This is a genomic window from Gordonia soli NBRC 108243 (assembly GCF_000334455.1).
Lineage (GTDB): Bacteria > Actinomycetota > Actinomycetes > Mycobacteriales > Mycobacteriaceae > Gordonia > Gordonia soli.
Map to the genome: position 1 here is coordinate 96,610 of NZ_BANX01000030.1, position 24,857 is coordinate 121,466.

The window sequence follows — 24,857 nt, forward strand, 5'->3', positions numbered from 1 at the left end:
CATCCCCGACCGACCGGAGAGATCACCGCATCGGCGACCACCTCCCGGCCGTATCGGAGCGCAGCCCGGGCGACCGGGCTCGGCTCAGAGCGCCGCGACGATGAACACGAGCACGATGACGGCGACCACCACCAGGCCGACCAGGATGGCGACCACCCCGGCGTTGGACTGGGTCGCCGGACGCGGGCCGGTCTGGTGGTGCTGGAGGCTCGGTCCGGACGTCAGATGCGCTGCGGGCAGGTGTGGCCCCGAATGACGCGGCTGCTGCGGAACCGGCGATCCGACCATCCCCTGGACTCCGATCCCCGGCACACCGGCCGGCCCCGCATTCTGCCGCCCGGCCATCACACCGCCCTGCTGCACACCGTGCTGCGGCTGCTGGACCGGGACGTCCACCGACGGTCGGACCGTACCGCCGCCACGTACCGCCATCGTCAGCGCGTCGGAGAACTCGCGGCAGCCCGAGAACCGGTCCGCGGGCGACTTGGCCATCGCCTTGGCGAGCACCGCGTCGACGGCCGGGGACAGCCCGGCGACCCGCGTGGACACTCGCGGGACGGGATCGGTGAGGTGAGCGCTGATGACGGCCGCGCTCTCCTTCTGGTCGAAGGGCACCGTCCCGGTGAAGAGGTGGAAGGCCGTCGCGGCCAACGAGTACTGGTCGGTGCGATGGTCGAGGACATCGCCGCGGAGCTGCTCCGGTGACGCATACGACAGGGTTGCCAGCACCGTGCCGACCGCCGTGAGGTTGTCGACCTCGTCGGTCGGCTTGGCGACCCCGAAATCGGTGAGCAGCACCCGCTGGTCGTCAAAGCTGGCGTCGTCGTCGATCTCGGACAGGAGGATGTTCGCCGGTTTGATGTCCCGGTGCAGAAGTCCGCGACGGTGTGCGTGGTCGACGCCGCGGGCGGTCTCGGCGATGATCCGCACGACGCGACGAGCATCCAGGCCGCGACCCACCGCATCGATCTCGGCGGCGCAGTCGCTGCCCGGCACGTACTGCATCGCGATCCACAGCAGACCGTCGCCGCCCGAGTGCACCTCGGCACGACCCCGGTTGTAGATGGTGACGATGTTCGGGTGATCGAGGCCTGCGGCCACCTCCGCCTCGCGGAGGAAGCGCAACCGGAACTGTTCGGTCGCCCCGACCGACTCGCTGAGCACCTTGAGCGCGTCCGAGCGCGGCAGCTCGGGATGCTTGGCCAGGTAGACCGACCCCATGCCGCCGCTGCCGAGGGTCCGCTCGATGCGATACCCCGCGATCCACGAACCGGGCTTGAGCACCACACCACCTTCCCCCGACCGGCTGCTGCTCACAACCGTTCACCAGAACCAACGCCTCATCGACGACCGTCGGAGACGGACACCGACGACCAGGTTATCGCGTCGGGCCGACGCTCAGGCCTCGCGCAACACGTCCAGCGCCGCCTGCAGGTCCGCGGGATACGAACTGAAGAACTCCACCTGCCTGCCGTCGGCCGGGTGCGCGAAGCCCAGGGATCGTGCGTGCAGCCACTGCCGTTCCAGGCCGAGTCGCTGCGCCAACACGGGGTCGGCGCCATAGGTCAGGTCGCCACAGCACGGATGGTGCATGGCCGAGAAGTGAACCCGGATCTGGTGGGTGCGACCGGTCTCGAGGTGCACCGACAACAGCGATGCCGACGCGAACATCTCGAGCGTGTCGTAGTGGGTGATGCTGGGCTTGCCGTTCGCGGTCACCGCGAAGCGCCAGTCACTGCCGCGATGCCTGCCGATCGGCGCGTCGATGGTCCCCGACGACGGATCCAGGTGCCCCTGCACCAGGGCGTGGTAACCCTTGTCGACGGTCCGCTGCTTGAATGCCCGCTTGAGCACCGTGTACGCCCGTTCAGACACCGCCACCACCATCACGCCGGAGGTGCCGACGTCCAGTCGGTGCACGATCCCTTGTCGCTCATGGGCACCCGAGGTCGAGATGCGGAATCCCGCGGCGGCCAGCGCGCCGATCACCGTCGGCCCGGTCCACCCCACGGACGGATGGGCCGCGACGCCGACCGGCTTGTCGACGACCACGATGTCGGAGTCGTGGTAGATGACTTCGAGATTCTCCACCGGCGTCGGCTCGACCCGCAGCGGCTCGGCCGGCTCGGGCAGGGTGACGTGCAACCAACTACCGGCGGCCAGCCGGTGCGACTTCCCGGCCACCGCACCGTCGACCATCACGTCGCCGTCGTCGGCGAGTCCGGCGACCACCGTTCGCGATAGGCCCAGGATGCGGGACACACCGGCGTCCAGTCGCATGCCGTCCACGCCGTCTGGGACCGGCAGTTCGCGTGACTCACGCATCGCGCTCCCCCGTCGTCGGACGGCGTCGTGCCGCAAATCCGGTGCGGGTGCCGTCGAACTCGTACCCCAGCAGCGAGAGCGCGACCAGGAGCACGGCCCCGCAGACCACGGCCGAGTCGGCGATGTTGAACACCGGCCACCAGCCCACCGAGATGAAATCGACCACGTGACCGCGCAGCACACCCGGGGAACGGAAGAGGCGGTCGACGAGATTGCCACACGCACCGCCCAGGACCAGCCCCAGACCGGCGATCCACCACCACGACCGGAGTCGGGTGCTGTAGCGGATGATCCCACCGACGACCACGAGGGCGACGATCGTCAGCACCCAGGTGTACCCCGAGGCCATCGAGAACGCCGCGCCGCTGTTGCGGACGAGCCGAAGGGTGATCGCGTCGCCGACGATCTCGATCGGGCGGAACGGGTCGAGCAGGTGTACCGCCAGCGTCTTGGTCAGCAGGTCGAGACCGATCACGGTCGCCGCGACCGCGGCCAACGTACCGATGACGACGCGTCGCGAGCCGGGTCCGTCCGGCGTCACCTCCGGATCGATCGCATCGTCGGCCGGTTCGTGCGCGTCGGCCGCCTCGGGCGTCGAACCGCGCTGTGCTCCGTCATCCACCCCATCATCATCCATGAGTGCTCCAATACCCTGGCTGCCGTGTCCCCTGCCGTGCCCTCACCCGTGTCCCCCGCTGCGCTCATCCCGTCGGCCCCCGCTGCGCTCATCCCGTCGGCCCCCGCCGTGCTCGCATTGGCGGCCCCTGCCGGGCGTGAGGCCGCATGCTCGCGCAGGTCGTCGCGGCATCGCCGATCGGGTCGACTGCTCGGCCCGCTCGCCGCAGCCGTGGCGTGCGTGACCATGCTGTCGGCGTGCGGATCGGGTGACGACGACTCCTCCGCGGCGTCCAGCGGGAGCGACACCTCCGCCGGATGCGCCACCGACACCACCGCGGGCAAGCCGGGGGTCAACCTGCTGCCGATCCCGCCCGCCCAAGTGGTCGTGAGCGACAAGGGATCCGGCCCGGCGCAGGTCCTCGCCGCCGAACCCGACCGGCGCACACCACAGCGGGTCACCCTGGTCACCACCTCGTCCGTCGCCTCGGCCGGCGCCCGCGACGCCCAGACGGTCGAGCTGCCGCTGACCGCGCAGATGCACTGCACCGACAACACCGACCTGGAGATGACGCTGGGGCGGGCCACCTCGCCCGATGTCGTCCTCGACGACCAACTCCGTCCGGTGGACGGGTCCGCGGCCGGTCTCGCGATCGGCCCGGGCTCCAGCCCCATCTCGTTGCGTCTGATCCCCGCTGCCGAGGCCGGCTCCGAAGCCCGATCGGCGATCGAACAGTCATTGGTCCAGTCGTTGCAGAAGTCGGTGGCGCTGCCCACCGAGCCCATCGCGCCCGGAGCGCGCTGGCAGATCCGTCGGACCATCAGCTCGGCGGCGACCGTGGTCCAGACGATCGACGCGACCCTGCGATCGGTCGCCGACGGCCGGGCGCAGATCGACATCTCGGTCGACGAGGAACCGGTGGACTCGGTGTTCTCCATCCCGGGCACCAACAAGACCCTGACCATCAGCCGCTATTCGATGTCGGGGACCGGGTCGGTCACCGTCGACCTCGCACGCGTGCTCCCGGTGGCCGGCGAACTCCGCATGGACGGGGCCCGCGAACTCGTCGGCGCCGACGCGAACCAGCCGCTGATCCAGCAGACCGGCTTCTCGATGACCTGGCGGTGAGGTCGGCCCCCGGGGCATCGGCAGCAGCAGGTCTCAGGTGCCGGCCCCGGTCGCACCGTCTCGATCGGCAACCAGGTACGACTTCGGGCCGCCACCCTGCGAGGGTGACGGCCCGAGAATCTGTGCGGCTGCTACGTCAGTTCGACGCGGGCGCCGGGCACATCGCGCTCTTCACACCGTTGGTGGTGATGAGCGGGCACACGGTGTCCTTGGAGAGCTTCCACCGCCCCTGCGAGTAGGTGATGCCCGCCTCCAGGTTCGCCGGCGGGTTGTCGGGCAGCTTGACCTGCACCTTCACCTTGGCCTTGTTCGGGCCGGCCGGGATCACCGGCGGGATGATCTTGTAAGTCACGCCCGGGTTTTCCTTCTTCGCCGCGACCAGCTTGTCGAAGATCTCGGGGTCGGCACTCGACCCCTCCACCAGCTGGGTCTTCTGGCTGTTCGGCACATTCGGGTCCAGCGCCTTGTCGAGCATGTCGTTCAGCGCGGCGACACCCGGACGCTTCTTGGCGTCGGTCAGATCCGTATCGCTACCACCCGAAGCACCACCGGATGCGGATGCCGACGCGGCGGTCGTGGTGGGCAACGGCGGAGCGTCACCGCCGTCATCGCTGCCACACGCCGCCAACGACGTCACTGCTGCCGCGATCATCGCGGCCGTAACGATCTTCGGGTACTTCACAGATCTCCCTCACTGTCGTTTGTCGAGCGCGGTTCTGCGCTGCGGACCAGGCATTTCGTCGGCCCGGCAGACTCCCCTGGGCGCCTGAGCACAACCCACTATGCCAAAAGGACGCACAACCGCCCAACCTCCTCAGCGAGTCCTCAGACTCAGCACAGAGTGCGCCGACCACGGTGAACCCTCATGGTCGAGCAGTTGCGATGCCCGCCGGCGCCGACGACGCTGGTTCACCATGACGAGCACGAACATCGTGGTGATCTCCACCGGCGGGACCATCGCCGCCACGGCCACCGACGACGGAGCGGTCCCGAGTGTCGGTTCAGCACAGCTGGTCTCGGCCGCGACACGCGACTCGACACAGGATCGACACGTCCTCCGAACCGTCGACCTGTTCGCGGTGGACAGCTCCGCGCTGACCCCGGTCGATCAGCTGCGGATCGCACGTGCCGTCGCCGACGCCCTGTCGGATCCGACGGTAGCGGGAGTCGTGGTCACCCATGGCACCGACACCATGGAGGAGTCGGCGGTTCTGGTCGACGTGCTCCACACCGATGTCCGACCGGTCGTCTTCACCGGGGCTCAGCGACCGGCGGATGCAGCCGAACCCGATGGCCCGGCCAACCTCGCCGACGCGGTGCGGGTCGCCGCCGACCCGGCGTCACGCGGGCGCGGCGTGCTGGTGACCATGGGCGGTCGGGTGCTCCCGGCGCGCGGTCTCTTCAAGAGCTCCACCACCGCACTGGAGGCGTTCGAGACCATCCATCCGACGCTGGGACGGCCGACACTGCCGTTTCCACCGGCCTCGGCGTCGCTGCCGCGGGTCGACCTGGTGGCCCTGTACCCCGGCATCGCCCCCGGGGTCATCGCCGCCGCCCTCGCCCAGAACACCGCGGGGGTGGTGGTGTCGGCCACCGGGTCGGGCAACACCCATCCCGACATCGCCGCCGAGATCTCCCGCGCGATCCGTGGTGGGACGCCGGTGATCGTGACCTCGCGCGTCCCACACGGGGCAGTGGTACCGACCTACGGCGGCGGCGGCGGCGCAGTCGACCTGGTGCGGGCCGGCGCCATCGTGTCCGAATGGTTGCGCGCCCCGCAGGCGCGGATCGTCCTCATGCTCCTGGTGGCCGCGGGTGGGGCCACCGCGGACATCGCCGACTTCTTCGCACGGACGGCCCCCGGGGACTGACGTTCGACCGGCGTCGATCGCGCGCCTATTCGGCGCCGACGTCCGGGTCAGCAGCGGCGACCACGACTCCCGATGTCGCGCCCCGGTCGTCCACCGCCGAGACGTCGGCCTGGTCATCGGCCGCCGACAGGTCGGCGGGATCCCAATCGAGGCTGTCCAGCGGATCACCCACGCGCAGTTCAGGATCGGTCATCGCCACGGTGACCGCTCGGCCGGGCCCGGTGGTGCGCGTCTCGAACCGCACGGTGACGACACCATGGCCCGCACCCTGCACCCATCCGTGTCCGTGCTCGGGATGGCGGACGTCGACCCCGGTGCTCCATCCGGTGGTCGTACCGTCCCGCACGGGCTCGGACCCCGATGGCTCGTCGACCGCCCCGAGCGCGGCGTCGGCGGTGACCGGATCGGCCACCGCGGAGTCGGCCGGGACCGGGTCCGGATCCGGCTCCCCGAACAACGTGAACTGCTCGACCGTGCTCAACCCCGAGTAGCCGACCCCGACCAGCCGGATGGGTCCGACGCTCAGCGGATCGAGCGCGAGCCGCTGGGCAGCCGCGGTCAACACGTCGAGGTCCGTGGTCGCCGCAGGCAGTGTCGCCGAGCGCGTCAACACCGACATGTCTGCGCGCTTCATCTTGACCACGATGGTGCGCGCCCCTCGGCCATCGGCGAGCAGGCGGCGATGGGCATCCCCGGCAGAGCGTCCGATGGCCGGACGCAGCCCCGACATGTCGATGATGTCCCGCGCGAAGGTCGTCTCCGCGCTGATCTGCTTCGCCGACGCCCGCTCTGCCACCGGCCGGTCGTCGACACCCTGGGCGAGCAGGTGCAACGAGGGGCCGATCGTCGAACCGAGCACGGATGCCACCTCGACGTCGGACATGGCGGCGAGATCACCGATCGTCTCGACGCCGAGTCGATGCAGCCGATCGCCGGAGACGGGACCGATCCCCCAGAGCTTGCGCACCGGCAACTCGTGGAGGAAGGTCAGTTCGCGGCTGGGCGGGATCGCCATCACCCCATCGGGTTTCGCCAGACCGGAGGCGATCTTGGCGATCTGCTTGCCACTGCCGAGGCCCACCGATGCGGCGAGACCGGTCTCGGTCCGGATTCGTCGGCGGATGTGCTGGGCGAACTCGGTGACCGTGGCCAGATCGGCACCGGCGAGCTCGGCCGGCTCACCGAAGGCCTCGTCGAACGACAACATCTCGATCACCGGCACCGACTCCCGCACGACCTCGAAGATCCGCGCACTGACCACCCGATACAGACCGCCCCGCGGGGGCAGCACCACAGCACCCGCTCCCACGAGCCGTCGGGCCTGGTGCATCGGCATCGCCGATCGGGCACCGAAGACGCGGGCCTCATAACTCGCGCCCGCGACCACTCCGCGTCCGCCGGTACCACCGACCAACACCGGGCGATCGCGCAGCGTGGGGCGGGTGAGTTGCTCCACCGACGCGAAGAACGCGTCCATGTCGAGATGCATCACCCACCGTGAGCTGCGCTCACGAGGGTCGGCGGATGTCACATCAGTGATGCTAAACCGCGCCGCCGACTCCTCCGGTCCACCGTCGTCTCAGGCCGCGTGGATCTCGAACACCGGGAGGTCGGCGATGTGGCGGGCCAGTTCGTCATCGGTGGGGTCGACACCGAGTCCCTCGGGGAGCAGCCGACCGACCTCCCATCCCCACTTGTCCAGATAGGTGCGGATGATCGGTGCTCGCTGATCGACGGCGATCTCGGCGAGGCGGACGGCACGGACCCGACGGCCCCGGCGTAGCTCGGCCGTCGGGACGGCGCGCGCATTGCGCGACCACTGGGTGTTCCCCCGCGGAGAGACCAAGTACTCGTGGCCGTCGATCTGCAACGGATTCACCGGGATCCGCTGCGGGGTGCCGGACACCCGGCCGGTCACCGTGAGGGTCTGCGCCCCGGCCAGGTTGACCCCACGGTCGGTGAGCCAGCGCACCGCCCGGTTGAATACGTTCTCCACGCCGTTGGCGGGTGCTCGGTAGTCGGTGGCGTTCATGATGGGCCTCTCCTCCGCGGGGTTGTTGACGAGATACGAGAGCACTGCTCTCTCTTTATCGAGTGTGCGCCACGCGGCGCGCAAAAGCAAGAGCAGTGCTCACATTTCGCCTACGATGTCGCCATGGCGACCGATGACGGACTCTCCCGTGCCGAACGCAGACGACGCACCGAAGCCGAGATCCTCGAGGTCGGACGCGCGCATCTGGCCAGCTACGGGGCCGCGGCGATCTCCCTGCGCGCGGTCGCCCGCGACCTCGGCATGGTGTCGTCGGCGATCTACCGATACGTAGACAGTCGCGACGAGCTGCTGACACGCCTGCTGGTCGAGGGCTACGACGACCTGGCAGACGAGGTCACCACCGCCGTCGAGGCACTCGGAACCGTGATGTCCGACGACGTCCATCGCCGACGCGCACAGGAGGTTGCCCGGGCGGTGCGGCAGTGGGCGGTGGCCAATCCCGAGCGATTCGCACTGCTCTACGGCAGCCCTGTGCCCGGGTACCAGGCACCGCCGGAGCGGACCGTCGGGCCGGGCACTCGGGTCACCACGATGCTCCTCGCCGACCTCGACGCAGCGGCCAGGAGCGGCGCACTGCCGGCCCGCGAGACCCCGGTCTCCGACGTCACCACCCGCGACTTCGACGTACTGCGCGACGAGATCTGCCCCGCGCTGTCCGACGGGCAGCTCGCGCACGCCGTCCTGCTGTGGGCCGGGGTGATCGGTCTGATAGGCCAAGAGGTGTTCGGCGCCTACGGTCAGGACACCTTCCACGATCCGGCGGGGCTGTTCGACACCCAGCTGGGCATCCTGCTGGACTCGGTCTTTCGCGCGTGACGCATGTGACGCACGTGCTGGTCAGCGCCCGATCCGGCGCGGAGTGTCGATGCCGGCGAGCTTGTCGGGGTTGCGCATGACATAGATGGCGGCGATGCGGTCGCCGACGACGTCGGTGATCAGCACGCCTTCCACCCGGTCGTCCAGGTACAGCACCACGCCCGCCGAGCCGTTGAACATCCGCGGCTCCAGCCGGATCTCCCCCTGGGTCATCAGACGGACCATGCCGACGAACAGCTTGCCGACGTTCTGCGCACCACGCACCGGCCGTCGGGCCGCGCTCGCCTTGCCGTCGCTGTCGGCGGTGTACACGACGTCGGGGGCGAGCATCGTCATGAGTCCCTCGAGATCGCCGGTCGCCGCAGCGGTCAGGAACTCGGTGGTGATGGTCGCCGCTCGGTCGGCATCGACCGGATCGAACCGGCGGCGTCGCGCGTGGACGTGTTCACGTGCGCGGTGAGCGATCTGACGCACCGCCGCCGACGACTTCCCGACGATCGTGGCGATCTCGGAGTGCTCGAACCCGAACACCTCACGGAGCACGAAGACCGCACGTTCGTCCGGGCCGAGTGTCTCGAGGACGAGCAACAATGCCGTGGAGACGGACTCGGCCAGTTCCGCGTCCCGGGCCGGATCGTCGGGCGCCAAGAGGATCGGTTCGGGAAGCCACGGCCCGACGTACTGCTCTCGTCGTCGGGCCGCGGCTCGCAGCGTGTTCAGCGACTGTCGGGTGACGACCGTCGCGAGATACGCCCGCGGGTCATCCACACCGGCGAGATCGACGCCCGCCCACCGTAGATAGCTCTCCTGCAAGACGTCCTCCGCCTCGGACGCCGAGCCGAGGATCTCGTAGGCGACCGTGAAGAGCAGCGGACGGAGTTCGGTGAACTGGCGTGCGTGCGCCTCTCCGACCGTCATCGACGCGCCGGCTCCACGACGTCGCCCAGTGCGGCGACGTCCCGCTTGCGTGGCAGTCCGCGATAGGAGCCCGGCTTACGCCCCTCCTTACGCAACGCCCCGACCGTGGCGCTGCAGACCGTCTCCTTGAGGCGTGCGCCCAGGCGGCCGGGCACAAACACCCGGATCGGGGTGTCGTCGAGTCGGGCGAACTGGACGATCCCGCGTCGGCGTCCCAAGCTCACACAGTGTCCGACGAACGCCGCATCGATCGGGGCCGCGGCCACCCCGTCCAGATGCGCGGCCACCACACCCGCGGCGTGCGCACCGAGTGGCATCGCGGCCTGACAGCTCATCCGCAGAGCGTGACCCGACGGCGACGCCGCGTCCCCCGCCCCGACAATCCGCGGGTCGTCGACGCTGGTGAGGGTCTCGTCGGCAAGCAGACGCCCGACCGCGTCGACCGCGAGTCCGCTGTCGGCGGCAAGAGTCGGCACCGTGAAACCCGCGGTCAGGACCGTGGTGTCCGATGCCAGCCGCATGCGCATCCCGTCCGTTCGCGAGGTCGTGATCACGGCATCGGCCTGCACCTCGACGACGTCGGTGTCGGCGACGACCTCTACGCCGAGCCGGGTCAGGGTTCCGACCACCGACTTCCGGCCGCCGAGGCTCAGGGCACCGCCTACCGGCCCGCTGCTGATCAATCGGACACGATGGCCTGCCTCCGCGAACTCGGCGGCCGCCTCGATACCGGTGACCCCGCCACCGACGATGGTGATCATCCCGCCGGGCCGCGCGGCGAGTCGATCCCGCAACCGCTGCGCGTCCTCCCACTCGGCGAGCGGACAGGCGTGCTCTGCGGCGCCGGGCAGATCCGGCACGGCGCTGCGGCTGCCCACCGCGTAGATCACCTGGTCGAACGCGACCCGCTCGCCCGAGGCGAGTTCCACGACACCCGCCGTCCGGTCGATGCGGATCGCGGAGTCGACGACCAGGCGAATCCGCGGGTTCAGCACCGACTCGTAGTCCACTTCGGCGCTGCCCGTGTCGGCGACCAACTGGTGCAACCGGATCCGCTCGACGAAGTGTGGTCGGGGGTTCACCACGGTCACATCGACGTCCTCACGCCCGCACAGCCGGTTGGCTGCCAGCGTGCCTGCATATCCACCGCCGATCACGACGACGGCATTGCGGTCGGTTCCGACTGCTGGACCGATCCTGGGTGTGCTCATGGTCTCCTCCTTCGATCGTGGACACCATGAAGACACCGGGTGGCCCGCCGATGTGACACCGTGGTGTCCACGATCACATCCGGAGAAGCTGCGCGCTAGGCGGTTCCGACCTTGGCCACGTCCGCGGTGACCCCGTCACCGAGCTCCACGGCGCCCGCCGGACCGGTCTCGACGTCGAACCCGACTGCGAGCACCTCGCCGGCGATCAGATCCGCGTGCCGTAGCGCCCAGTCCCGACGTTCCGCGGGCACGACCAGCCGCACCGTGATGCGGTCGGACACCTCGAGGCCGGCGGAGCGACGGGCGTCCTGGAGCTCCCGGACACGATCCTTGGCCCAGCCCTCGGCTTCCAGTTCCTCGGTGACCGCGGTGTCGAGCACCACCAGTCCCCGACCACCCGGGAGTTCAGCCGTCGAGTCGGGCTCGACCGCGACCAGCCGGCGGGTGTACTCCCCGTCTACCAGATCGATGTCGGCGGCGGTGACGATTTCCGTACCGTCGTCACCGGTGCGTACCGACCAATCGCCTGCCTTGACCGCCTTGATGACCCGCTGCACGTCCTTACCCAGGCGCGGACCGGCCGCGCGAGCATTCACTGCCAGCTCGTAGCGACCGTACTGTTCGGGCTCGGTCGCCAGCGTCACCGACTTGACATTCATCTCGTCGGCGATGAGATCGGTGTACGGACGCAACTGTTCAGCCGTCTCGGAGGCGACCGTCAATCCGGGCAGGGGAAGTCGCACGCGCAGCTTGTTCGCCTTGCGCACGCTCGACGCCGTCGAGCAGACATCCTGGACCTCGTCCATCGCGGTGACGAGGGCGGTGTCGGCGGGGAGTTCGTCAGCCGACGGCCAATCGGTGAGGTGCACCGACCGTCCACCGGTCAGACCGCGCCAGACGGCCTCGGTGGCCAACGGCAGCAGCGGTGCCGCAAGCCGAGATGCCGTCTCCAACACCGTGTACAGGGTGTCGAAGGCCTCCGGATCTGCATCCTGACCACCCCAGAACCGGGCTCGGGACCGGCGGACGTACCAGTTGGTCAGCGCCTCACAGAACCCGCGGAACGCCTCGCAGGCGCCGGCGACGTCGTAGACGTCGAGGGAGTCGGTGATGGCGTCCCTGGTCGCCGACAGCTTCGCGAGGATGTAGCGATCCAGCACATTGGTGGAGTCGGTACGCCACGTCGCCGGACGCTCCGCGTAGAGCTGCAGGAAGCTGTACGCGTTCCACAGCGGCAGCAGCGCCTGCCGCACGCCCTCCCGGATTCCCCGCTCGGTGACCACGAGGTTGCCGCCCCGCAGGATCGGCGAGGCCATCAAGAACCACCGCATCGCGTCGGAGCCGTCGCGATCGAACACCTCGTTCACGTCGGGATAGTTCCGCTTGGACTTGGACATCTTCTGTCCGTCGTCACCGAGCACGATGCCGTGCGCGGCGACCGACCGGACGGCCGGACGGTCGAAGAGCGCCGTGGCCAGGACGTGCAGGTTGTAGAACCACCCTCGGGTCTGGCCGTTGTACTCGACGATGAAGTCACCGGGATTGTGCGGCAGCTCACCGGTCTCGGCATTCCCGTCGAACCAGTCGGCGTTCTCGAACGGGTAGTGGACCTGGGCGAACGGCATCGACCCCGACTCGAACCAGCAGTCGAGCACCTCCGGCACCCGGCGCATCGTCGACTTTCCGGTCGGGTCATCGGGATTCGGTCGGGTCAGGTCGTCGATGTAGGGGCGGTGCAGGTTCGTCGGGCGCACACCGAAGTCGCGTTCGAGTTCGTCGAGCGAGCCGTACACGTCGGTCCGCGGGTACTCGGGATCGTCGGAGACCCACACCGGGATGGGCGCGCCCCAATAGCGGTTTCGGCTGATGTTCCAGTCCTTGGCGCCTTCGAGCCACTTGCCGAACTGTCCGTCCCGGATGTGTCCCGGGGCCCAGGTGATCTCCTGGTTGAGCTCGAGCATGCGGTCCTTGATGGGCGACACCGCGACGAACCACGACGGAACGGCCATGTAGATCAACGGCTTACCCGACCGCCACGAGTGCGGATAGGAGTGTTCGATGGTCTCGTGTCGCAGCACGGCACCGGTTTCCTTCAGGTCCTTGATGATCACCGGATTGGCGTCGAACACCATCAGACCCTCGTAGGGCGGGACCATCGTGGTGAACCGACCACCGGGATCGAGCGGTTGGACGACCTCGATTCCGTAGGTCGTCGCCAGTTCCATGTCCTCCTCGCCGAAGGCCGGGGCGAGATGGACGACCCCGGTGCCACTGTCGGTGGTCACATAATCGCCGAGTAGCACGCGGTGGGCATTCGGGTGCCCGCGGAAGAAGTCGAACGGCGGTGTGTACGAGAGTCCCTCGAGCTGCGCCCCCTGGTAGGTCGCCAAGGTCTCCGGCTCCGCGATCTCGGCCGCATACGCGCCCAGACGGGCCTCGGCGAGCAGGTACTGCTGACCGTCGGCGGCGCGGACGTGGGCGTAGGTGATCTCGGGGTTGACCGCGATCGCGAGATTGGACGGCAACGTCCATGGCGTGGTGGTCCAGATCAGTGCGTTCACACCGTCCAGAGCCGCGAGCTCCGAGTCGGCCGGGACCACCAACGGCATCCGGACGGTGACCGCCGGGTCCTGGCGCATCTTGTAGGCGTCGTCGAGTTTGGACTCCTGGTTGGACAGCGGCGTCTGCTCGTACCAGCTGTAGGGCAGCACGCGGTAGCCCTGATAGATCAGTCCCTTGTCGTTGAGGGCCTTGAAGGCCCACATGACCGACTCCATGAAGTCGATGTCGAGGGTCTTGTAGTCGTTGTCGAAGTCGACCCACCGGGCCTGCCGGGTCACGTAGTCGCGCCACTCACCGGTGTAGCGCAGCACCGACGTCCGGCAGTAGTCGTTGAACTTCTCGACGCCCATCGACTCGATCTCGGACTTGTCGGTGATGCCCAACTGCCGTTCGGCTTCCAGCTCGGCGGGCAGTCCGTGTGTGTCCCAACCGAACCGGCGCTCCACACGCTTGCCACGCATGGTCTGGTACCGCGGTACCAGGTCCTTGACGTAGCCGGTCAGCAGATGACCGTAGTGCGGCAGTCCGTTTGCGAACGGCGGCCCGTCGTAGAAGACGAACTCCGCGGCGTCGGCGCGATTGGCGATGGATGCGGCGAAGGTGTCATCGGCGGCCCAGTAGTCCAGGACATGACGTTCGACATCTGGGAAGGACGGTGCGCCACGGCCGGTGCCGTCGGTGAGGTCGACGATCGGATAGACCGGGGCGGTCGTTGCCGCCGATCCGGATTCCGTTGCCGCGGGGTCCTCGGGTCGTGTCATCGCGCTGCTCCTCGTGCCGTGGTGCTCGGACACCTGCGGTGTCCGCGGTCGGCGGCGGATGCCGTCGACCTGGCACGGGGACGCACTCCCGGACGGGCGTGCGCGGTACCACCCCGCTTGCGCCACTGGAGGTGGCGCCGCTCGGCGACCCGCGATCTCACGGGCCCGCGGCTGTGACGGGCCGCTCCCGCCCGGGTCTACTGGGGATCGATGATCCCGTTCTTCCGGGTGCTCCCCGGTGATGGCCGGATCGTAGCGGTGACCAGTGTAGCCAGCGGTCGGCGACCGGGGCCAATCAGTCGAGTCAGTCCAGCGGTGGACGCCAATTCGGGTCCAACGGATCGAATCCCCGGGTCTCCGGGTCACGCGCGCGACCGGTCTCCGGATCCCGTGCGCGCCTGCGCCCGCCGGGCTCCCGCTCCGAGGGCTCCGCCCCTGCAGGATCGTCTCGGGTGGCATCGAATCGCGGGTCGTCACCGAGTGACGGCCACGGAGCCGGCGTGGCGGTCGGCGGTTCCGTCGACCGCGGGTATTGCGGTGCCGAATACTGCTGGGCCGAATACTGCGGTGCCGAATACTGCTGGGCCGGATTCTGCTGGGGCGCCCCGTGGGTCATCGGATCCTGGTGCGTCGGCTCCGGGTTGCGGCGCTGCGGCGGGAAGTGATCCGTCGCAGGATCGCGATCCGTCCCGTACCCGTCGGGATAGGACTCAGCAGCATAGGACTCGGCAGGATCGGCACCACCGGGCCCGCCCACCGATCGCACGTAGTCGTCGTACCCGCCGATGCGGGTCGTCCCGGTCGGCTGCGCGCCACGATTCGGATCGGAGGGCACGCCGACGTCTGCCTGCAGGACCCCACTGTCGTCCCGCGGCCGCGTCACGTCGCCGTCGGCGTCGCGTGAGCGCACAACGTCACCGAGGCTAGGTCCCTCGTCGTATGGGGCGGTATCGGTCCCCCCGCCCGATGGCGGGGCAGGCCCACCACGAGTGGGTGGGCCGTCGGCGACCGTCCGTCGGCGATCTGCGTCCACGTCATCACCGCCGACATCGTCATCCGGCAACGACAGGAACGATCCGCTGTCGGCCTCCGGCTCGCCCCGCCTACCGGCGGTGACGATGTCGGCGACCAGGAGACCCAGACCGATCAGGCAGATCACGATGCACGCGACCGCCAGCCACACGGTGCCGGTCACCAGACCGAGCACCAGGAGCACGAAGCCGACCAGCGTCGCGGCCAGGGCCAACGTCAACACGAGAACCCCTGGGTAGAACTAGCTCGGGGTGTAACTGGTGAATCCGCCATTGCCCGGATCGGACGAGAACGAGTCGGCACGGCCACCGCTCTCCACCGGAGCTGCGCTGCCGCGCTGCTGCAGTTCTTCCAGTTGCGACTCGAGGTAGGTCTTCAACCGTGTCCGATACTCGCGTTCGAAGGTCTTCAGTTGTTCGATCCGGCCTTCGAGCACACCGCGCTGCTGGTTGATCGTGCCCATGATCTCGCTGTGCTTGCGCTCGGCGTCGTTCTGCAAGGCCTCAGCACGTTCCTGTGCCTGACGGACCTGCGCCTCGGACCGCGTCTGCGCATCGGCGAGGATCGCCTCGGAGCGCTGACGCGCGTCGGACAACAGTGCGTCCGACTTCGTCTGGGCCTCGGACACCATGGCGTCCGCACGCGACCGCGCATCGGCGAGCAACGAATCCGCTTCGGACCGTGCGCTGTTGGCGACCCGATCGGCGGTGTCCTGCGCGAGTGCCAGCACCCGGGCGGCGCGCACGTTGGCATCGTCGTCACCGAGTGGCTGGGACGGCGCAGCGGGGCGCGCCGGTTCGGCGTACTCGGGCTGTTGCGGCGCACTCGCCGCGAACACCTGGGTGCGCTCCTCGGCCGGCGGCGCAGAAGGCGCCTGCGGCGCCGAATGTGCTTGCGCCAGCTCACCTTCCAGCTCGTCGACGCGCTGCTTCAGATCTGTGTTCTCCTCGATCAGCCGAGCCAGCTCGGCCTCGACGAAATCAAGGAACTGATCGACCTCGTCCTCGTTGTAGCCGCGTTTACCGATAGGCGGTTTGCTGAACGCGACGTTGTGCACATCAGCTGGTGTCAGCCGCATGTCGGTTCCCCTTTATGTGTCGTTCGAGCTTTTCTTCAGTTTGGCGGGTCGATCAGTCTGCAGAGTCTTTACTACAGGCAGTCACTCTTTATTCATACCAGTCGACAAACTTAACTGGCGTCCCATCCTGTCACACCAGAACCGTTCGTTGCACGACATCGATGCGGTCTCGCAACGAAACGGTCACTCGATGATGACATTCAACGGTAGACCACCGCGGGTCTCACGGTACAACCGACCGCGACCTGCGGAGGCGGTCCGATTCGGCCCATAGGGGCGAAAACGCTGGTGGGACGACCACGGTCGGAATCAGATCCCGGCGAGCGCCGCCACGGCGGAGTTACGGCCCAGCGAGCTGACCACCTGCATCAGGATCAGGACCACGATCATCACGATCATCAGTGACAGGTCGAGGCGGACCGGACCCAGCGGGATCGGCGGGAGGATCCGGCGCAGTGCCTTGATCGGCGGATCGGTCGCGGTGAAGACGATCTCGATGATCACGACGGCCACCCCGGTGGGCCGCCACTCGCGGGCGAACGTACGGACGAGCTCGATCACCAACCGGCCCAACAGGAGGAGCCAGTAGACGAACAACACGTAGTAGAGGATCTGGAAGACGATGGTCACGACTCAAGAGTGCCTGATATGTCGGCTCCACGTCCGAGGTGGTCGGCCACCGGGGTGCACCGACCCGACCTCAGACGCCGACCGCCCCCGTCGACCGTGGTCGACGGGGGCGGCGGGAGACACTGCCCGGCAGCTCGGCCGGGTGGATCAGCCGTGGTTGTAGAAACCGGTCTCGGCGATCTTGCGCCGGTCCTCAGGCGAGACGTCGATGTCGGCGGGCGACAGCAGGAACACCTTCGTCGCGACCTTGTCGAACGATCCGCGGAGCGCGAACGCGAGCCCGGCGGCGAAGTCGACCAGCCGCTTGGCATCGTCATTGCTCATGTCGACGAGGTCCATGATCACCGGGCTGCCGTCACGGAAGCGCTCGCCGATCGTGCGCGCCTCGCCGTAGTCGGACGGACGCAGCGTGGTGATCTTGTTCAGCGGACCGTCGGCGAAGATGCGATCGAGCTCGGCACGCTGCTCGACAGTCAGGCTCGACCGTCCACCGGCAGCCGCGCGCAGCGTCGCCGCGGACGAACGCTGGAGGGGCTCGAGCCGACCGGTCGGGCGCATCCGCTCGACCGGCTCGGAGACGGCACGTCCGCCGCCCGCGTAGGCGTATTCCGGAGCGGCCTCGTAGCCGGGCCCGTCGAACGCCGGCCCGTCGTACCCGACGGCGTACCGGCGCTCCTCGAGCCGCTCGTCCGCATATCCCTCACGGAAGCGGTCCTCACCGTACGAGTCCACATAGCCCGCGTCGCGGTAGCCGTCGCGGAACGCCGGCTCGCGGTAGGAGCTGTCGCCGTAGTACTCGTCGCGGTAGATGCGCTCACGCGAGGCACGCGGTCCGGCGATCCCCGGCTCCTCCAGGTAGTCGTCGTCGTACTCACTCGGAGGCACCATGCCGAAATATGCCTTGAACTTCTGCATCGTGGTCATGAGTGGCCTCTCCGTTCCTGCCGGTCGGCAGCGCCTGTGGTGCAGGTGATATCGATGTGGTCGCTGGTGTGGCTGAGCCCGATTGGTTCTGGTGTTACTAATGTGATTACTGAGAGAGTAACGGCCGCTTGCCGAGGATTGCGGTTCCGACACGCACACATGTCGAGCCGTGTTGCACGGCCTCTTCGAGATCACCCGACATCCCCGTCGACAACGTGGTCGCCTCGGGATGGTCGGCCAGGAACCGCTGATGCACGCGGGCAGCCTCCGCCATCCACCGATCCGCGCCACCGTCGATCGGCGCGATCGCCATCACGCCCCGCAGCCGGAGCGCCTCCGACTCCTTTACGAGCTCGGCGATCGCGGGCCACTCGTCCTCGGTCGCTCCGCCCCGGGTCGGGTCACCGTCGAGACTGATCTGGATCAGGATCTCCAACGGTTCACGACGCCGCGCCTCGGCGAGGGCGGTGGCGGCCGCGCGGCCCAGTGCGGTCACGATCTTCTCCCGATCCACCGAGTGCACGGCGCGTGCCCACCCGGCGACACTGCCCGCCTTCTTCGACTGAACCGACCCGATCATGTCGAATGCAACTGCCCCGGAACCGATCTCACTTGCAGCACGCTGGTCCCGATTCGCCTCGCAGGCGCGCAACTCGTCGATCTTGCGGCTCGCCTCGGGCTCCCTGGACTCACCGAACTGCCGCGCCCCCAGCGAGATCAAGCGCTCGACATCGGCGGCCGGGAAGAACTTGGTGACGACGAGCAGGTCGACATCGCCCGTCCGACGACCGGCGGCCGCTACGGCGGCGTCGAGACGCTGCCGCACGGCCGCGAGAGAGTCGGCGAGTTCTCGGGTCCGGGGGTCGAGCGGCTCAGGCATCGCCTGCGCCGCTCGCGGCGGCACCGTCACCCGGCGTGCCGGACGGATCCATCCAGATGACGGAGGCCAATCGACCGGTGGGCGCCGAGCGTCGGTGACTGAAGAGTCCGGTGTCGGTGATCGTCGACCGCGGGTCCGCTGCGACGGCTGCCACACCGGCAGCCAGCAACTGACGGCGCAGCCCGGCACGCAGATCCAGACCGGTGGTCCCCTTCGACGTCAGGCAGGCACTACCCGGCAGATGCTCTTCGACGTCACGCTGCATCTGCGGCGGTACCTCGTAGGAATCACCGCCCGCGGCAGGGCCGAGGAACGCGCCGATACGCTCGGGCCGCGCGCCCAGTTCGATCATCACCCGCAAGGTGGCGGGCACGATGCCGATGCGTGCGCCGATCCGGCCGGCGTGCACACCCGCCACGATCCCGGCCTCGTCGTCGCTGAGCAGGACCGGCACACAATCGGCCGACAGCACCGCGAGCGCGAGCCCGGGGGTGGTGGTCACCAGTGCGTCGGTGGCCGGGACCGTCTCGGCCGGTGGATCGGTCACCACCGTCACGTTGCGGCTGTGGATCTGTTCCATCCAGACCACCCGGTCGGGTGTGAGCCCGATCGACTCCGCCAGTCGACGACGATTGGCGGCCACCGCCGACGGATCGTCACCGACGTGGTCGCCCAGATTGAACGAGTCGTACGGCGGAGCCGACACCCCGCCCTGTCGTCCGGTGACCACGCGCCGGACCCGCACAGCGGTCCCCACATCAGACGCCGACGCGGCGCCGTCCTCCCCACTCATCCGTGTCGTCTGCTCCTGTTCGCGCCGAACGGGCGTCAGCGCTTCATGAACGACGGTACGTCGACGTCGTCGTCGTCGAGCGTGACGCTGTTGCGCCGCGGGGCCTCGGGCTGACGGTCCGCGAAGGGGTCGCCCCCACCCGAGGGGACATCGCCGAAGAGCGGATCGTTCTTGTCGCCCTCGTTGACCTTGCCCGCCGATCCGGAACCGACACTGGAACGACCCGCGGCTGCGGGCACCTCGGTCTTCTTCCGCGGGGAGCCTCCGTCGAACCCGGCTGCGATCACGGTGACACGTACCTCGTCGCCCAGATTGTCGTCGATGACGGTGCCGAAGATGATGTTCGCGTCCTCGTGCGCGGCCTCCTGGACCTGCGTCGCGGCATTGTGGATCTCGAAGAGGCCGAGATCGCTGCCACCGGCGATGGAGATCAGGACGCCCCGGGCACCTTCCATCGATGCCTCGAGGAGCGGCGAGTTGATCGCACTCTCGGCTGCCTTGCGGGCACGTTCCTCACCACGCGCGGAACCGATACCCATCAGCGCACTGCCCGCATCGCTCATGACGCCCTTGACGTCGGCGAAGTCGACGTTGATCAGGCCGGGGGTGGTGATCAGGTCGGTGATGCCCTGCACGCCGTTGAGCAGCACCTCGTCGGCGCTACGGAAGGCGTCCATCAGGCTCACCTGCGCGTCGCCCAGCTGCAGCAGACGATCGTTCGGGATCACGATCAGGGTGTCGCAGGACTCACGGAGCGCGGTGATACCGGCATCGGCCTGTCCGCCACGACGTTTGCCCTCGAAGGCGAACGGTCGAGTGACGACGCCGACGGTCAGCGCGCCCAGCTTGCGCGCGATCGACGCGACGACGGGTGCACCGCCGGTTCCGGTGCCGCCGCCCTCGCCCGCGGTCACGAACACCATGTCGGCGCCCTTGAGCAGTTCCTCGATCTCGTCGCGGGCGTCCTCGGCGGCCTTACGGCCGACCTCGGGGTCGGCCCCGGCTCCCAGACCGCGCGTCGAGTCACGTCCGACGTCGAGCTTGACGTCGGCGTCACTCATGAGCAGCGCCTGGGCGTCGGTGTTGATCGCGATGAACTCAACGCCCTTGAGCCCCTGCTCGATCATTCGGTTGACGGCATTCACACCGCCGCCGCCGATGCCGACGACCTTGATCACGGCCAGGTAGTTGTGCGGTGGCGTCATGTGCCCGCCTTCCTCGTTTCGGTCAGAAAACCCTAAACCTGAACCATAGATTTAGAGTTATGTCAAGTAGTTGCGCCTGCGGAGAACGCTAGGCACCAAACCGCCGCTGGGCCAGCATGTCCGCGGCGTGTCGGAAAGTTCCGGGCGACTTTTTGCCTGTCGAGACCGTCGGTGGCCGGTGATGGAGGTCCGGAAGTCGACGGATCAGCGGTACGCGGGGAACTCGGGGCTGGAGACGTTGTACACGGTGCCCTTGCGCGACAACAGGACTCCCAGGGTGCGCGCCTTCTCCGCCCCACGATCGCTGTCGCCCCACACCACGCGCTTGTCGCCGTCGATGCGGAACTGGATGTCCACCGGCGACGAGGCCTCCACCCGCCGCACCTTCTTCGCGAGGTCGTCGGGCAGACCTGCGACCGCGGACAGCGCGGCCTTGGTGGAGGGATCGGTCGGCCCCGGGTTCGGGGTGTCGAGGACCGGGAGGCGCAGTGTCTCCGGCGGTACGCCCTGACGGCGATCGAACTCGAGGTACCCGACGCCCCCGCGGTCGAGCACATGGATCTTCTGGTCCTGCTCGACGATCGCGACAGGCTGCCGCTCGACCACGGTGATCGTCAGTTCGGACGGATAGGTGCGCTGCACGCGAGCCGACTCCACCGACGGTATGGCCGCGACCCGGAGCGCGACTGCCTGCGTGTCGACCCTCAGCAGCGGCGTGCCGCCCGGGACGTCTGCGGCGCGCCGGATGTCGTCAGCGGACACCGTCTTGTTGTCGCGGACCTCGGTGGAGCGTACGGACATCAACGGCGTGTAGTACGCGATCGCGGCGAGCCCCGCAAACAGGGCGACAACCAGGACGGTGCCCAGCAAGAGCCGGCCCCGTCGCGGCGCCCGGGCCCTCATCCGGACACCGTCATCGTGCACCGCCCGGCCCGGCCATCGTGGCGTCGGGGCCGGCATGGTCAGCTCCGGGCCGTTGCGGGACCGCGTCGCCCGCTCGGGCGGGATCGCCGAGGGCGGCGAGGATCTCGGGCCCCTGCATGGTGATGTCGCCTGCACCGAGGGTCAGCACGACGTCGCCAGCTCGTGCGATGGCAGCGACCTGTCCGGCCAACGCGGACAGATCCGGTGCGAAATGCACCGGAACCGACACTCGGTCGGCGATGCTGGCGCCACTCACGCCCGGGATGGGCTCCTCGCGAGCGCCGTAGACGTCGGCGACCACGACCTCGTCGGCGAGATCCAGGGCGGTCGCGAACTCGGCGGCGAAATCATTTGTGCGCGAGTAGAGGTGGGGCTGGAACACGGCGACGATCCGGCCGGACCGACCGGCTCCCGGCGCCGTGACGAGCTCACGGGCGGCCGTCAGCACCGCGGTCACCTCCGTCGGGTGATGGGCGTAGTCGTCGTAGACGTCGACATCGGCTGCCCGACCGCGGAACTCGAACCGACGGTGAACGCCGGTGAACGCACCGATCCCCCCGATCACCTCGTCGAGTGGGCCACCCGCGGCGACACCACCGACGATCGCCGCGAGTGCGTTGAGTGCCATGTGCCGCCCCGGCACGGTCAGCGCCACAGTGCGTTCGGCGGTCTCCGCGGTCAGCGGTGCGGTGAACACGACGTCGGCCGACCCGCCGACCCCACTCGCCCTCCAACCGTGCAGCCGGGCGACGTGAGCCGCCTGTGGGACGCGGGCGGCGTGGATTCCCTCGCCGTAGCCGAGAACACCGACCCCCCGCTCGATCAGCCGATCCGCGACACGTCCCGCGAAGTCGGCCGCGCCTTCGTCGTCCAGACACACCACGAGCGTCCCACCGTCGACGATCCGGTCGGCGAAGGCATCGAAGACCTCGACATACGCTGCGTGCGTACCGAAGTGGTCGAGATGATCGACCTCGATGTTGGTCACGACGGCGACGTCGGGTCGGTACTCCAGCAGCGATCCGTCGCTCTCGTCGGCCTCGGCGACGAAGATGTCGCCGCTCCCGTGGTGGGCATTGGTGCCCGACTCGTTGAGTTCGCCGCCGACCGCGAACGAGGGATCCAGGCCGCAGAACTGCAGTGCCACCACCGCGAGCGAGGTCGTCGACGTCTTGCCGTGGGTGCCGGCGACGAGCAGCGTCCGGTGCCCGTCCATCAACTGGGCCAGCACGCGCGGTCGCAAGATGATCGGGATCCCGCGCTCGCGGGCGGCGACCAGCTCGGGGTTGGTCTTGGGGATCGCGGCGTGTGTGGTCACCACCACCGACGGTCCGCCGGGCAACAGGTCGAGGGCGGCCGGGTCGTGCCCGATCCGGACCTGCGCGCCGCGGGTCCGCAGGGCCAACACGCCGCGGCTGTCCTTGGCGTCGGAGCCCGACACCTGCCCGCCGCGGGAGAGCAGGATGCGCGCCAGTCCCGACATGCCCGCACCGCCGATGCCGACCATGTGGACGCGCTGCAACTCTACGGGCAGGTCGTCGACGGGCCGGGCGTCGGTCACGCCCGCAGACGCATCCGTCGATACGTGGGTGGTCGACTCGTCACTCATGCGGGTCACCTCCACTCCCACGCCGCTCCGGCGTCACCGCAGTCGTCATCACGACCGTCGCCCCCCGACGGTCTGTCGTGGTCATTGTCACCGCTGGGCACCGGACCGGCGGGAGCGAAACGCGCGAACCGGGCCGTTGCGGTGATCGACGGCCAGGCCGAGTGCCGCATCGGCGACCGCCGTCGCCGCATCGCGATGGCCGAATCCGGCTGCCGCCGCGGACATCGCCGTCAGCCGTGCAGGATCGGAGAGCAGCGCGGGCACCTCACGGGCCACCCATTCACTGGTGACCGTCGCGTCGTCGACGAGGAGCCCACCGCCGGACTCCACGACCGGGAGCGCGTTGAGCCGTTGCTCGCCGTTGCCGTGCGGCAGCGGGACGTAGATCGCCGGCAGCCCGGTCGCGGACACCTCGGCGACGGTCATCGCGCCTGAACGGCACATCACCAGATCGGCGGCTGCATAGGCGAGATCCATCCGCTTGAGATACCCCACCGCACGGTACGGCGGGGCGTCCGGCGGCGACTTGGGGTCGATGGAGTTCTTGGGTCCGTAGGCGTGCAGGACCCCGATTCCCGCCGAACCCAGTTCACCGGCCGCACCGGCGACCGCGTCGTTCAGACGCTGCGCGCCCTGCGAACCGCCGAACACGAGCAGCGTCGGGGCGTCCTCGTCCAGACCGAAATAGTGGCGGGCCTTCGCACGCAGCGCGGACCGGTCGAGTTCGGCGAGCACACCACGCACCGGGATGCCGACCACCTCGGCGTCGTCGAGGCCCGAGCCGTCCACGGCGGCCAACACCTTGTCGGCGAATCGGGCACCGACCTTGTTGGCGATACCGGCGCTCGCGTTGGCCTCGTGGATCACGATGGGGAGCCGCCGACTGCGCCGGACATGCAGTCGCGCAGCGAGATACGCCGGGATCGAGACATAGCCGCCGAATCCGACGAGGACGTCGGCGCGCAGATCCCGCAACACCGCGCGGGTCGCGAGCACCGATCGCAGCAGCCGGGTCGGTATGCGGGCCAACTCGAGCCCGGGCTTACGGGGCAGCGGTACCGGCGGGATCAACTCCAGCGGGTACCCCCGCTCCGGCACCAACGTGGTCTCCAGTCCACGGACGGTGCCCAGAGCCGTCACCTGGGCGTCGGGATCCAGCCGGACCACCGCATCGGCGACGGCGAGGGCCGGCTCGATGTGTCCGGCCGTACCACCACCGGCCACGACGACCGAGAGCGGCCGACCTCCGACCGACCGGCTCGTCGCCGATCCCGTCGACTGCTCCCCCGATGTGCTCGAACTCACCGATGCCCAACTCCGTCTGCGCTCCGTGGATGACTGCGTCGGCCGCGCGGCGCCCCGCCGCCGGCCCCGCGATCACCGATGGTCCCCCGATCACCGATGGTCGCCGAACGTCCGCCGACACCGGCCCGTCGCGCACCCGAATACCCGGTACGGTAGTCGACCCGCACCGCGGTGGCGCGCCGCGCCCGCGGCCGGTCCGAGGACGGCGCCGTGGCC

23 protein-coding genes are annotated in these 24,857 nt (G+C 69.0%); 3 read left to right on the plus strand and 20 right to left on the minus strand.

The genetic code is table 11. The annotated features are described in order from the left end of the window. Positions 1–84: 84 nt before the first annotated feature. From GS4_RS19160 to lspA, 3 genes are all read right to left on the minus strand, one after another. Positions 85–1,317, minus strand: coding sequence for a serine/threonine-protein kinase (locus GS4_RS19160; RefSeq protein WP_245555768.1), 1,233 nt, complete (start codon positions 1,315–1,317; stop codon positions 85–87). Positions 1,318–1,398: 81 nt separating this feature from the next. Next, positions 1,399–2,325 carry an RluA family pseudouridine synthase gene (locus tag GS4_RS19165; RefSeq protein ID WP_007623625.1) on the minus strand — a complete coding sequence of 309 codons (927 nt, stop codon included), beginning with the start codon at positions 2,323–2,325 and terminating at the stop codon, positions 1,399–1,401. Continuing rightward, positions 2,318–2,962 carry a signal peptidase II gene (lspA, locus tag GS4_RS19170; RefSeq protein WP_007623627.1) on the minus strand — a complete coding sequence of 215 codons (645 nt, stop codon included), beginning with the start codon at positions 2,960–2,962 and terminating at the stop codon, positions 2,318–2,320. Before lspA ends, GS4_RS19165 begins: the two co-directional genes overlap by 8 nt. A 24-nt stretch (positions 2,963–2,986) precedes the next feature. On the opposite strand from lspA, the gene GS4_RS19175 reads away from it, so the two are divergent. Next, the gene (locus GS4_RS19175; protein WP_245555769.1) at positions 2,987–4,069 is read left to right on the plus strand and encodes a hypothetical protein; all 1,083 of its coding nucleotides are present in this window, start codon (positions 2,987–2,989) and stop codon (positions 4,067–4,069) included. Positions 4,070–4,205: 136 nt separating this feature from the next. Here the strand turns inward: GS4_RS19175 and GS4_RS19180 are convergent, their stop codons facing one another. Next, a complete protein-coding gene (locus GS4_RS19180; protein ID WP_007623638.1) occupies positions 4,206–4,751 on the minus strand; it encodes a WKL family lipoprotein in 546 nt (181 codons plus the stop codon). Positions 4,752–4,983: 232 nt separating this feature from the next. On the opposite strand from GS4_RS19180, the gene GS4_RS19185 reads away from it, so the two are divergent. After that, complete coding sequence (locus tag GS4_RS19185; RefSeq protein WP_007623640.1) at positions 4,984–5,940, plus strand: asparaginase; 957 nt, start codon at positions 4,984–4,986, stop codon at positions 5,938–5,940. A 25-nt stretch (positions 5,941–5,965) separates the two neighbouring features. Here GS4_RS19185 and GS4_RS19190 read toward each other — a convergent pair whose 3' ends face one another. Continuing rightward, on the minus strand, positions 5,966–7,429 hold the full coding sequence (locus GS4_RS19190; protein ID WP_007623642.1) for a DNA polymerase IV: 1,464 nt from the start codon (positions 7,427–7,429) through the stop codon (positions 5,966–5,968). 90 nt (positions 7,430–7,519) lie between these two features. Beyond that, entirely contained in the window at positions 7,520–7,972 is a 453-nt protein-coding gene (locus GS4_RS19195; RefSeq protein ID WP_040511111.1) for a nitroreductase/quinone reductase family protein, read from the minus strand. Between the two features lie 123 nt (positions 7,973–8,095). On the opposite strand from GS4_RS19195, the gene GS4_RS19200 reads away from it, so the two are divergent. Beyond that, the gene (locus GS4_RS19200; RefSeq protein ID WP_007623646.1) at positions 8,096–8,809 is read left to right on the plus strand and encodes a TetR/AcrR family transcriptional regulator; all 714 of its coding nucleotides are present in this window, start codon (positions 8,096–8,098) and stop codon (positions 8,807–8,809) included. A 21-nt stretch (positions 8,810–8,830) separates the two neighbouring features. On the opposite strand, the gene GS4_RS19205 is transcribed toward GS4_RS19200, so the two are convergent. The 14 genes from GS4_RS19205 to GS4_RS26015 form a co-directional block, all read right to left on the minus strand. Beyond that, positions 8,831–9,727 carry an RNA polymerase sigma-70 factor gene (locus GS4_RS19205; protein WP_007623648.1) on the minus strand — a complete coding sequence of 299 codons (897 nt, stop codon included), beginning with the start codon at positions 9,725–9,727 and terminating at the stop codon, positions 8,831–8,833. Further along, positions 9,724–10,938 (minus strand): NAD(P)/FAD-dependent oxidoreductase, encoded by a 1,215-nt coding sequence (locus GS4_RS19210; RefSeq protein WP_007623650.1) that lies wholly within the window; start codon positions 10,936–10,938, stop codon positions 9,724–9,726. Before GS4_RS19210 ends, GS4_RS19205 begins: the two co-directional genes overlap by 4 nt. Positions 10,939–11,033: 95 nt before the next feature. Continuing rightward, on the minus strand, positions 11,034–14,261 hold the full coding sequence (gene ileS, locus GS4_RS19215; RefSeq protein ID WP_007623658.1) for an isoleucine--tRNA ligase: 3,228 nt from the start codon (positions 14,259–14,261) through the stop codon (positions 11,034–11,036). Positions 14,262–14,565: 304 nt separating this feature from the next. After that, complete coding sequence (locus tag GS4_RS19220; RefSeq protein ID WP_007623659.1) at positions 14,566–15,516, minus strand: hypothetical protein; 951 nt, start codon at positions 15,514–15,516, stop codon at positions 14,566–14,568. A gap of 18 nt (positions 15,517–15,534) precedes the next feature. Beyond that, positions 15,535–16,371 (minus strand): DivIVA-like cell division protein Wag31, encoded by an 837-nt coding sequence (gene wag31, locus GS4_RS19225; protein WP_007623661.1) that lies wholly within the window; start codon positions 16,369–16,371, stop codon positions 15,535–15,537. A 309-nt stretch (positions 16,372–16,680) separates the two neighbouring features. Continuing rightward, positions 16,681–17,001, minus strand: coding sequence for a YggT family protein (locus GS4_RS19230; protein ID WP_007623663.1), 321 nt, complete (start codon positions 16,999–17,001; stop codon positions 16,681–16,683). A gap of 147 nt (positions 17,002–17,148) precedes the next feature. Further along, positions 17,149–17,925: a cell division protein SepF gene (locus GS4_RS19235; protein ID WP_007623665.1), complete on the minus strand. Its 777-nt coding sequence runs from the start codon at positions 17,923–17,925 to the stop codon at positions 17,149–17,151. A 106-nt stretch (positions 17,926–18,031) separates the two neighbouring features. Next, positions 18,032–18,805 carry a YggS family pyridoxal phosphate-dependent enzyme gene (locus GS4_RS19240; protein WP_007623668.1) on the minus strand — a complete coding sequence of 258 codons (774 nt, stop codon included), beginning with the start codon at positions 18,803–18,805 and terminating at the stop codon, positions 18,032–18,034. Further along, the gene (gene pgeF, locus GS4_RS19245) at positions 18,798–19,550 is read right to left on the minus strand and encodes a peptidoglycan editing factor PgeF (RefSeq protein ID WP_040511115.1); all 753 of its coding nucleotides are present in this window, start codon (positions 19,548–19,550) and stop codon (positions 18,798–18,800) included. The genes GS4_RS19240 and pgeF overlap by 8 nt, the downstream gene beginning before the upstream one ends. An 83-nt stretch (positions 19,551–19,633) precedes the next feature. Continuing rightward, positions 19,634–20,803: a cell division protein FtsZ gene (ftsZ, locus tag GS4_RS19250; RefSeq protein ID WP_007623671.1), complete on the minus strand. Its 1,170-nt coding sequence runs from the start codon at positions 20,801–20,803 to the stop codon at positions 19,634–19,636. 204 nt (positions 20,804–21,007) lie between these two features. Beyond that, a complete protein-coding gene (locus GS4_RS19255; RefSeq protein WP_007623672.1) occupies positions 21,008–21,706 on the minus strand; it encodes a cell division protein FtsQ/DivIB in 699 nt (232 codons plus the stop codon). Between the two features lie 10 nt (positions 21,707–21,716). Beyond that, the gene (murC, locus tag GS4_RS19260) at positions 21,717–23,234 is read right to left on the minus strand and encodes a UDP-N-acetylmuramate--L-alanine ligase (RefSeq protein ID WP_245555775.1); all 1,518 of its coding nucleotides are present in this window, start codon (positions 23,232–23,234) and stop codon (positions 21,717–21,719) included. A gap of 189 nt (positions 23,235–23,423) precedes the next feature. Then, positions 23,424–24,641 (minus strand): undecaprenyldiphospho-muramoylpentapeptide beta-N-acetylglucosaminyltransferase, encoded by a 1,218-nt coding sequence (murG, locus tag GS4_RS19265; protein WP_007623674.1) that lies wholly within the window; start codon positions 24,639–24,641, stop codon positions 23,424–23,426. Continuing rightward, positions 24,638–24,857: hypothetical protein (locus GS4_RS26015; RefSeq protein WP_217997697.1), on the minus strand; the 220-nt coding region annotated here is incomplete at its 5' end. The genes GS4_RS26015 and murG, both read right to left, overlap by 4 nt.

Coding starts and splice junctions, on each gene's coding strand:
- GS4_RS19165 (WP_007623625.1), bottom strand. CDS start 2,325: ATGCGTGAGTCACGCGAACTGCCGGTCCCAGACGGCGTGGACGGCATG.
- lspA (WP_007623627.1), bottom strand. CDS start 2,962: ATGGATGATGATGGGGTGGATGACGGAGCACAGCGCGGTTCGACGCCC.
- GS4_RS19185 (WP_007623640.1), top strand. CDS start 4,984: ATGACGAGCACGAACATCGTGGTGATCTCCACCGGCGGGACCATCGCC.
- GS4_RS19190 (WP_007623642.1), bottom strand. CDS start 7,429: ATGCATCTCGACATGGACGCGTTCTTCGCGTCGGTGGAGCAACTCACC.
- GS4_RS19195 (WP_040511111.1), bottom strand. CDS start 7,972: ATGAACGCCACCGACTACCGAGCACCCGCCAACGGCGTGGAGAACGTA.
- GS4_RS19200 (WP_007623646.1), top strand. CDS start 8,096: ATGGCGACCGATGACGGACTCTCCCGTGCCGAACGCAGACGACGCACC.
- GS4_RS19205 (WP_007623648.1), bottom strand. CDS start 9,727: ATGACGGTCGGAGAGGCGCACGCACGCCAGTTCACCGAACTCCGTCCG.
- GS4_RS19210 (WP_007623650.1), bottom strand. CDS start 10,938: ATGAGCACACCCAGGATCGGTCCAGCAGTCGGAACCGACCGCAATGCC.
- ileS (WP_007623658.1), bottom strand. CDS start 14,261: ATGACACGACCCGAGGACCCCGCGGCAACGGAATCCGGATCGGCGGCA.
- wag31 (WP_007623661.1), bottom strand. CDS start 16,371: ATGCGGCTGACACCAGCTGATGTGCACAACGTCGCGTTCAGCAAACCG.
- GS4_RS19235 (WP_007623665.1), bottom strand. CDS start 17,925: ATGACCACGATGCAGAAGTTCAAGGCATATTTCGGCATGGTGCCTCCG.
- GS4_RS19240 (WP_007623668.1), bottom strand. CDS start 18,805: ATGCCTGAGCCGCTCGACCCCCGGACCCGAGAACTCGCCGACTCTCTC.
- ftsZ (WP_007623671.1), bottom strand. CDS start 20,803: ATGACGCCACCGCACAACTACCTGGCCGTGATCAAGGTCGTCGGCATC.
- GS4_RS19255 (WP_007623672.1), bottom strand. CDS start 21,706: ATGAGGGCCCGGGCGCCGCGACGGGGCCGGCTCTTGCTGGGCACCGTC.
- murC (WP_245555775.1), bottom strand. CDS start 23,234: ATGGTCGGCATCGGCGGTGCGGGCATGTCGGGACTGGCGCGCATCCTG.